Genomic DNA, 9539 nt, shown 5'->3' with positions numbered 1-9539 from the left:
TAAAACCAAAGTTATATAATTAATTTCTTAATTTCACTCCAGCTTTATAGGGGGCTAATATATGTATTTTATATTGATCGATTTAGGAAACTATTTTATATCTATTAATCGAAATCTAAATATATGACGATTAAAAATATAAGAAAGTTGAGTTTTCTTAAATATACCTTTTTATAATCGTTAAAAAAAAAGAGATTGTGAATCACAATCTCTTTTTTGATCTTCTTACATCTCTTAAAATAATAAAGTCGATTAAACCAGCTAATAATGAACTGACTAAAACATCCAAGTTAGCATCATTAATAAAAAATTGGCTTGTTAAAGGAAAGATTTGAAAAAATATTGACATAGTAAATCCAATACCAGCTAAGAAACTTATACCTAAAATATGTTTAAAATCGCTCCCTTCAGGTAATTGCCATATTTTAATTTATGACAGATATCCGTGACGAAATTTATTTTCTTTCAAACTACGCCATTGAAAAAAGCTTTAAAATTCTTCCCAGAACTCAAAAAGGAAGAAATGTACTGTTACGTGAACCGTATGGATAAGCCGTATTTGATATAAATATTCCATTACAACAAAGCCGTGTTCTTTTTGCTTCATTTTTCTTGCTCCGAAACCTTTACAAGAAAAAGAAGTTACGAGAAATCCATCAAAAACACAAGCGGTATCTGCATCCTCACCCGATTGAATATACGAGAAACTCCCTCTCAAAAAATATTTTCCAAAACAAAAAACAGCAAGAAAAGAAAGCAGATAGACAGAAAGGGCATTGCAGAGCCTAAAAGAAACGGAATAAGTCCCGAAGAGTGAAAAATAAAAAAGAATTTGACGTAAGTTTCTTTTTTTATTTTTCATTATGCCGTAAGCGTTTGGCTGGCTGGTGCGTGGGCTGCTCTTTCCAACTTAGCTGTCTTTTTATCTGTTTGTTTGGAAGTAGTGTAAATTCCAATACATCCGCTCATGAAAAGCGGATTAAATCACTTTTAAAACTCTTGTGACTGACAGAGCCACAGAAAGTATAACGGGAAAAATAAACACAGGAAAAACGTTTGATATTTTTTCGTTATGCTTTCCCGATATCCGTACAAAACTTTTTAATGTGCGTGGAAAAAAGAAAGGGAAATTAAAGTGTTGAGGATTAAAACTCCATTTATACTGTTATTGAACTCATAATATGGACAACGTTACAATCCTAAATTAGAAAAATTGGGATTATAGTGGCGGATACAGTAAAGAGAATATTGATTTTTCTGATATTGAGAAAGCAATATTAGAAATTCAGGAAACTGATGATGAGCACGGTGTATTTTGGGTTTCGGTTATTACAAATGATGAAAATGTAATTGAAACAGACAAGTTTTTAAATTTAGCGATTGTGTTTGATGGAAACCAAATGGACTACAAAGCTAAAGATTGGACAGAAGTAAAAGAATTCTATAAATTACTTTTAGATGAAAACTTTGAAGCTATAAAACAGAAAATTAAATAACGCCTGCTTAGATGAAGTCTTTAAAACACTATTTTTAAGCAGTTTATAATACAATTATCTTGCTGAAAAATGATGCCTTTTATCTCTGTTAATCTATCAAATAAATATCATCAAACATTATCTATATTTGATCACTTAAAATCAGCCCGTGCAAACAACAGCCGCCCTCCTACTTCTTTGCATCTTTCTAATTGCTATTGTTGTGATTCGGCATCGATCAGCAAAAAAGAAATATGAGCATCCAGACTATCTTCAGCATCTTGAAACAGACTGATAAAAAAATTTCATTTTAAGACCGAGGCTTAAACGGAATATTACATTTTTAAAGTTAACGCTACTGTACTACTTTCTACAAAGCTGTTTTACAATTACATATATTTTTTGTAACTTCATAAAAATTAAAATTGCGTATTATGAAAAAATCAGTTTTATTACCAGCAATGTTATTCGCGGCATCGGTTATGCTATGGTCTTGCGATAACAAAAAAGCAAAAGACAAAGACGGTGGAACAGCCGAAATTGAGAACACAGACCTAGTAGCAAGCGGAACCTACACGGGAACTGCAAAGGAAGTTGACCCCGAAGAACAGGAAATTTATGTGGAGACTGCGGATGGAAAAATTTTGGAACTTTACTTTAACGAAACTACCAAACTTACAAAAGGCGGAACCGATGTTCCTTTTGGTGAACTTAAAAAAGGGAATAGTTTGGAAGTAACCGTAGAGAACAACGGCAACAGTTTAAAACCTATTGAAGTTAAGATTCTGGATTAACGCAGTTTCTTAATAAAATTATTAATTCAACATTAAAAATAACAACCCCTTATGAGTATATACTCACAAGGGGTTGTTTATTTATGTAAGGTGCAAATAGGCAATAATGCTTTGACCCGTGTTAGTTGATCATAGTTTCAGTAATTAGCTACCGATTGCAATTGCATACCTACTGCTAACTGTTTCCCAATTAACAACTGTCCACAACGCAGTAAGATAATCAGCTCTTTTATTTTGGTATTTTAAATAATAGGCATGTTCCCATACATCAATTCCAAAAACAGGGATTCCTTTTACTTCAGCTACATCCATTAAAGGATTATCCTGATTAGGAGTAGAGGTTATAACCAATTTTTTTTCGGGAGTAACAACCAGCCATGCCCATCCCGAACCAAATCTTCCACCAGCCTCTTTATTGAGCGCTTCTTTAAATGCTTCCATACTACCAAAAGCATCGTTTATTGCTTTTGACAGCTCTTGCGAAGGCTGCGTGTTCTTTTTAGGGGTAAGAACACTCCAGAACAGTTCATGATTGTAATGACCCCCGGCATTATTTCTAACAGCAGCACTGTGCTCTGAAATATTTTCCAGAATATTTTCCAGTCGCTCTTTTTCTAAAGCCGTACCCGCAACAGCCTTATTAAGGTTGTTTACATACCCAGCCGCATGCTTTGAATAATGAAGTTCCATTGTTTGTGCATCAACAACATTTTCAAATGCATTGTAGGCATATGGAAGAGCAGCCTGTTTAAATTGTGCAGATATTGTCTGCGTAAATGCAATCCCAAAGACTGCCATTGTGATGATTGTTTTCATTGATAATTTAGGTTTTAATTTTTACTGAGTTAAAAAGCTTGTTATGATTTTTCTTTTGATTAGTAAGGCTTGCTTTTTTCTTTAAATGGTTCTACGTGAATAAGCACATGTCCCAAGTCAGGTATATGATGCCTTAAATAATCTTTCAGGCGATGTGCCGTATCATGCCCTTCGGTCACTGTAAGCTTGCCACTTACCATCGCGTGCAGATCAACGTGGTATTTAGATCCTGACTTTCTAACAAAGCACTTTTCCGTTCCTTCAATTCCATCTACAGACTTCATTTTTATCTCATTTATCAGATCCTGATAAACATTTTCATCCATGATTTCTCCAAAAGCTGGTCGGAAAATAAGATAACAGTTGTAAAGAATGAATCCCGAAGCTAACAAGGCAGCAAAGTCATCGGCACTTTCATATCCTTTTCCAAGCAGCAACGCGATAGAAATTCCAAGAAATGCTGCAACAGATGTTATCGCGTCACTGCGATGATGCCATGCATCGGCTTTTAATGAAGAACTGTTCGTTTCCCTGCTTTTCTTGATCACAAATCTATAGGATGCTTCCTTCCAAATGATAATTGCTCCCAATACAAACAATGTCCAAGGCTTAGGAAGTTGATGCGGTGTACCGATATTCTGTATACTTTCGTACGCAATTATGGTTGCAGATATTATTAGGAAGCCTACTACCGCAAAAGTGACGAGAGGTTCGATTCTACCGTGACCGTACGGATGATTCTTATCAGCAGGTCGTTGTGCATACTTTAATCCGAATAATACCAGAAAAGAAGAGAATATATCTGCAGTTGATTCAATTGCATCTGCAATCAATGCATAAGAATTTCCAAAATAACCTGCCAGATATTTCAACAACGCCAGCAGAAAATTACCAATGATACTAAAATAGATAGCTTTTACAGCTTGTTTTTCCCTTGTTTCTTCCATAATTACTCTTCGGTTTTGTTCTTAAGTGCCATAAGTAATGAATAGGCTCCTTTACCAATTATATTTTTATTCAGTAATGAGCTATGATTTTGTATAGAAACAAATCCTTCATTAGCAGTGCCTATTTCAACTTCCATCATACGGAACTTTCCTGCAGCTATCTGTTCAAAAACATAATTTTTGCCTTCAAAAGATACAACGGCATCTGCCGGTAAAGTAAAAGCATCAACATTATCCAGATCAATCAACGCATTAATATATAGTCCGTTTATTAATTCTGACTTATTTGCATTTATCAATTTGGCGATAACTTCTGTACTGCCGTCTTCTAAAATACTGTTGCCCTTGGTTATAATTTTCGCTTTTAGTTTGTTATCGGCATCGCCGTTTGTAAAAAGAGTTACATTTTGACCAATTGCTATTTTAGGCAGATCTTTTTCAAAAACCTTTACTTTTAAGATCAACCCCTGCGGATTTATCAACTCTACCAGCACGTCAGAAGGGGCTACGTATTTGCCTTTATTTACATTTACCCCGCTTACAACACCACTAAACGGAGCAACGATATTTATACTTCTTTGAATTTTTCCTGCTGCTACTTTTGATGGATTTATGTTTAACAACCTTAGTTTTTCTTCCAATCCGTTTTTTATTGCCAGTAAAGATTTATACTCTGTTTCTGCCTGCTGCATTAGCTTATCGCTTGTAGATTTGGTCGTATTCAGTTCTTTTTGTCGATTATAATTTGGGGCTGCACTTAATAATTGTGCCTGTGTAGTTAGATAATCCTGCTGAATCTGTATGAACTGATTGTCTTCGATAATTACAATTACATCGCCTTTCCTAACAAATTTACCAGGTAAAACACGAACCGATTTTACATGTCCGCCCAAAGCACTGGATATTGATACTTTAGAATCGGGATCAATATCAACCTTGCCGTTTAACTGCAACGTACCCGAAATCTGCTTTTTCGCCATTTTAACAGTGCTGAGTTCAATTGTTTTTAGTTGTTCGTTTGTTAATTCCAATTGATTTTCGACAACTTTAGATGCCGGCTTTGCGGTTTCTTCTTTAACTGCTTCGTTTTTACAAGACAGTATCAAAAAGGCACTTAATATTATAAATAGATATTTCATTTAATTTTTATTTAGCGTATAAAATATAGTTTAACTGGGCAACCGACTGGTTGTATTGACTTAGCGTTTCGAAATAATTACTTTGAATGGCAATTGCCTGATTGTTAAGCATAATCCACTGTAAATAATCTATTTCGGCGGCTGCAAACTGTACTTCGGCAGTTTTAAATATTAATTCGGCATTAGGGAGCTGTTTTTCTTTATAATCTTTCAGAATTTCTTTTTGCGTATAATAATTGGCTAAAGATTCCTGCAGTTTATTTTTAAAAAGCAACGTTTGATAAGCAAACTCGTTTTCTGCAATTTCCACTTTTTGTCTGCTTGCATTTACTACCGCTTTCTGTGCTTTTGTAAAGATGGGAATACCAATTCCCAACTGAACAGAATTAAACATACCTTTATTAATATCCTGCATGGTTTGTGTATAATAACCAATGATTAAATTAGGTAAAAACTTAGCTTTTTCTAATTTAACAGCGGCTTCATAACTACTTACCTGCTGCTTAAGCAACTGTAATTCCGGATGATTTAAGTTATTATCTGCAAGTAATTGTTCGCTGTTTATCTCACTGATAATTTCACCTTCCGGCTGATAAGGTTCAGTAGCATTTAATAATAGCTGAAATTTTAACAGCGTGATATCGTATACCGTTCTTAGTTCTTTCAGTTGGATTTTTATTTGTGAACGCTGCAAATCGGCCGATGCTTTTTCCATTACATTTGCTTCGCCATGTGTTAAGCGATTAGATGTTTTCTCTAAAAAATCGACAAAAAGACTGTCGACACGTTGTAATAACTGCTGTTTTTGGGTAAGAATCAATAATCGGTAAAAAACTTCGGTCACTTCTTTTTCCAAATTAGCTGCCGTAATTTTTTCGTTGACCAAAGCTTCTTTCCATTGTTGGTTTAAAAAGTCTTTTTTTCGATTATAAACCGTAGGAAAAGAAATTTCCTGACTAATGCCAATTTTGTAGTCATTTGATAAACTGTTGATCCTGCCAAATTCGCCCGAGACAGCAGTTTGAGGAATATCTAAATAACTTTCTTTTAATTTTTGCTGGTACTGCGTTTGCAATGTACTGTTTTTTACAACTAAACTGTTTTCATTAGCGATGGTTAAAGCTTGCTGTAACGTAACTTTTTGTTGTGCAAAACTTGACACACTACATAGCAAAAGAATTATCACGGCTAAAGACTTCGTTGTTTTTCTACGTTTTTTAGGTTTTGATATTTTTTCGAATAAAATATAAAGTATAGGTAGTACAAATAAGGTTAAAAAAGTTGCCAGCATTAAGCCGCCAATTACTACGGTTGCCAGCGGACGCTGCACTTCGGCACCAGAACCTGTGCTTATAGCCATAGGTAAAAAGCCTAACGATGCGACAAAAGCCGTCATTAATACAGGGCGCAGCCTTACTTTTGTTCCCAACAGCACTATACGTGTTGTATTGGCAATTCCGCTGTCTTTTAACCTGTTAAATTCGGCAATCAGCACAATACCATTTAGTACTGCCACACCAAATAATGCAATAAAACCAACACCTGCACTTATACTGAACGGCATGCCGCGCAATGCTAAGAAATATACACCGCCAATTGCCGATAACGGAATAGCCGTGTAAATTAACAGACTGTATTTTACCGACCTGAAGGCAAAGTACAACAACAGAAAAATTAATGCCAGCGATACCGGTACAGCAATTCCCAAACGAGCTTTTGCCTGATTTAGATTTTCAAACGCTCCACCATATGAAATGGTATAGCCTGTTGGCAATTTAATTTCGGCATCTACTTTACTTTGTAGTTCTTCTACAATACTTTGTACATCACGGTTTCGTACATTAAAACCTACCACTATTCGGCGTTTTGTATCTTCTCTCTGTATTTGGTTGGGGCTGTTTTTTAATTCAACCTTGGCAAGTTGCGCCAACGGTATCTGTGTTCCATTGTTCGTGGGAATCAATATATTTCTGATGTCATCGATATTTTTACGTTTGGCATCATCCAATCGAACAACCAGATTAAACCTGCGTTCGCCTTCGAATACCATTCCCGTACTTTGACCGGCTAATGCTGTATTTATAATACGGTTCACATCGGCAATATCTAGATTGTAGCGGGCAATTGCGTTGCGATCCATCTCTATGACAACCTGTGACATACCGCTTACCGGTTCTATATACAGATCTTGTGCACCTTGAACGGTTTGAATGATCGCTCCAAGCTTTTGAGCATTTAATGCCAGCGAATCTAAATCTTCTCCAAATATCTTACAAACAACATCCTGACGTGCGCCGGTCATTAATTCGTTAAAACGCATCTGCACGGGAAATTGAAAACCTGCCGTTAGTCCGGGAATGGTATGGATTGCCTTGCTCATCTTCTCTGATAGCTCAGGAAATGTATTAGCCGATGTCCATTCTTTCTTGGGTTTTAATACAATAATCATATCACCGGCATCCATAGGCATTGGTTCGGTAGGTATTTCGGCACTTCCAATTTTTGTTACCACTTTTTCAACTTCTGGAAACTGATCTTTAAGGATTTTTGCCGCCTTACTGGTATATTCAATGGTAGTATTAATATTGCTTCCGGGTAAAATACGAGCCTCTACCGCAAAATCGCCTTCTTCTAAAGATGGGATAAACTCGCCCCCCATTCCAGACAATACTGCAACCGCACCCACAAACAATGCCCCTACTACCCCTAATATCAACTTTGGAATGCGAAGCGCTTTTATAAGATACTTTTGATGGAAGTTTTCTACCCTGCTCATAACCCTGTCTGAAAAGTTTGGTCGTTCTTTTTTCTTCTTGCTTAAAATAAGCGAACTCATCATGGGAACATACGTTAGCGATAAAATAAAGGCACCAATTAAAGCAAAGGCAACTGTTTGCGCCATAGGCTTGAACATTTTACCTTCGATACCGCTTAATGTAAATATGGGCAGATACACTATTAAAATAATGATTTGACCAAAGACCGCACTATTAACCATTTTTGTTGCAGATGAAACTACCTGATTGTCCATGTCAGCGTTGCTGAGGCGGTTATTTAACCCGAACTTTTTACGATGCGCCAACTGATGCATGACGGCTTCGACAATAATAACGGCACCATCTACAATCAAACCAAAATCTAAAGCTCCCAGACTCATAAGGTTACCACCCACGCCAAACATATTCATCATGATTATGGCAAACAGCATAGATAAAGGAATTACAGATGCTACCAGAAAACCTGCACGGAAATTACCCAAAAAGACAACCAATACAAAAACCACAATCAGCGCACCTTCTGCCAGGTTTGTTTTAACGGTACTTATGGTATTATCTACCATTTTTGCCCTATCTAAAAAGGGTTCTATTACCACGCCTTCGGGTAGTGTTTTCTGAATCTCTGCCAAGCGTTCTTTTATATTCTGAACCACATCGTTACTGTTGGCTCCTTTAAGCATCATTACTATTGCACCTGAAACTTCACCCTGATCATTATAAGTCATAGCACCATAACGTATAGCAAAACCAATGTTTACTTTGGCAACATCTCGAACAAAAACAGGTGTTCCAGAATTTGACTGTTGAACCTTAATATTTTCTATGTCATGGATAGATCCTATTAAACCTTCGCTGCGGATAAACAATACCGCTGGACCTTTTTCTATATAAGCCCCACCTGTATTTTGGTTGTTTTTTTCTAAAGCGTTAAAAACATCGTTTATTGTGAGGTTATGTGCCTGTAACTGTTGCGGATTTATCGATATTTCGTATTGTTTTAATTTTCCGCCAAAACTATTTACATCGGCAACACCTTTTACGCCCAGTAACTGTCGTCTTACAACCCAATCCTGTATGGTGCGTAATTCTGTTTCATCGTATTTATGTTCATAGCCTTCTTTAGCACGAACTACATACTGATAAATTTCTCCTAATCCGGTAGAAATCGGTCCCATTTCCGGTGCTCCAATACCATCTGGTATCTGATCTTTTACCTGTTGTAAACGTTCGGCTACCTGTTGGCGCGCCCAGTATATATCGGTATCATCATCAAAGACAATGGTTACCAACGATAAACCGAAACGAGAAAAACTGCGTATTTCTTCAATACCGCTTATATTGCTGTTTGCCTGTTCTACCGGAAAAGTTACCAAGCGTTCTATATCCAGCGCACCAAAAGACGGTGCTACCGTAATAACCTGTACCTGATTGTTGGTAATATCGGGTTGTGCATCAATTGGTAGCTTTGTAGTTTCATAAGTACCAAAAAACACTAAGGCTAAGGTAAACAGCCCTATAATGAGTTTGTTCCGTACGGAAAACTCAATTATTTTATTAAGCATTAAAATCTTATTTAAATTATTATTAATCA

Annotated in this window: 7 protein-coding genes; 1 reads left to right on the top strand and 6 read right to left on the bottom strand. The window is 36.3% G+C overall.

From position 1 onward, the window contains the following. Positions 1-202 precede the first annotated feature (202 nt). Together EG242_RS15260 and EG242_RS14905 are read right to left on the bottom strand one after the other, a co-directional pair. Positions 203-424 carry a Na+/H+ antiporter NhaA gene (locus EG242_RS15260; RefSeq protein ID WP_397259052.1) on the bottom strand — a complete coding sequence of 74 codons (222 nt, stop codon included), beginning with the start codon at positions 422-424 and terminating at the stop codon, positions 203-205. A 66-nt stretch (positions 425-490) separates the two neighbouring features. Then, positions 491-862: a hypothetical protein gene (locus EG242_RS14905; RefSeq protein ID WP_162497627.1), complete on the bottom strand. Its 372-nt coding sequence runs from the start codon at positions 860-862 to the stop codon at positions 491-493. A 1047-nt stretch (positions 863-1909) separates the two neighbouring features. Here EG242_RS14905 and EG242_RS12865 point away from each other — a divergent pair. Continuing rightward, positions 1910-2269, top strand: a complete 360-nt coding sequence (locus tag EG242_RS12865; protein ID WP_235831916.1) for a hypothetical protein — start codon at positions 1910-1912, stop codon at positions 2267-2269. Positions 2270-2413: 144 nt separating this feature from the next. Here the strand turns inward: EG242_RS12865 and EG242_RS12860 are convergent, their stop codons facing one another. The 4 genes from EG242_RS12860 to EG242_RS12845 all read right to left on the bottom strand — a co-directional run bounded on the left by EG242_RS12860 (position 2414) and on the right by EG242_RS12845 (position 9510). Next, a complete protein-coding gene (locus EG242_RS12860) occupies positions 2414-3067 on the bottom strand; it encodes a superoxide dismutase (RefSeq protein ID WP_235831915.1) in 654 nt (217 codons plus the stop codon). Between the two features lie 77 nt (positions 3068-3144). Further along, positions 3145-4032 (bottom strand): cation diffusion facilitator family transporter, encoded by an 888-nt coding sequence (locus EG242_RS12855; protein ID WP_124900266.1) that lies wholly within the window; start codon positions 4030-4032, stop codon positions 3145-3147. Between the two features lie 2 nt (positions 4033-4034). Then, positions 4035-5171: an efflux RND transporter periplasmic adaptor subunit gene (locus EG242_RS12850; RefSeq protein ID WP_124900265.1), complete on the bottom strand. Its 1137-nt coding sequence runs from the start codon at positions 5169-5171 to the stop codon at positions 4035-4037. Positions 5172-5178: 7 nt separating this feature from the next. After that, on the bottom strand, positions 5179-9510 hold the full coding sequence (locus tag EG242_RS12845; RefSeq protein WP_124900264.1) for a CusA/CzcA family heavy metal efflux RND transporter: 4332 nt from the start codon (positions 9508-9510) through the stop codon (positions 5179-5181). Between the last annotated feature and the right edge of the window lie 29 nt (positions 9511-9539).

Origin of the sequence: Paenimyroides viscosum (assembly GCF_003858535.1) — a bacterium.
Classification (GTDB): Bacteria; Bacteroidota; Bacteroidia; order Flavobacteriales; family Flavobacteriaceae; genus Flavobacterium; species Flavobacterium viscosum.
The sequence above is the reverse complement of the archived record's forward strand: the minus strand, read 5'-3'. Positions and strand labels throughout refer to the sequence as shown.

Bases quoted from the DNA above. Each gene is read 5' to 3' on its own strand.
- EG242_RS12860 (WP_235831915.1), bottom strand. From the start codon at position 3,067: ATGGCAGTCTTTGGGATTGCATTTACGCAGACAATATCTGCACAATTT.
- EG242_RS12855 (WP_124900266.1), bottom strand. From the start codon at position 4,032: ATGGAAGAAACAAGGGAAAAACAAGCTGTAAAAGCTATCTATTTTAGT.
- EG242_RS14905 (WP_162497627.1), bottom strand. From the start codon at position 862: ATGAAAAATAAAAAAAGAAACTTACGTCAAATTCTTTTTTATTTTTCA.
- EG242_RS12845 (WP_124900264.1), bottom strand. From the start codon at position 9,510: ATGCTTAATAAAATAATTGAGTTTTCCGTACGGAACAAACTCATTATA.
- EG242_RS12850 (WP_124900265.1), bottom strand. From the start codon at position 5,171: ATGAAATATCTATTTATAATATTAAGTGCCTTTTTGATACTGTCTTGT.
- EG242_RS12865 (WP_235831916.1), top strand. From the start codon at position 1,910: ATGAAAAAATCAGTTTTATTACCAGCAATGTTATTCGCGGCATCGGTT.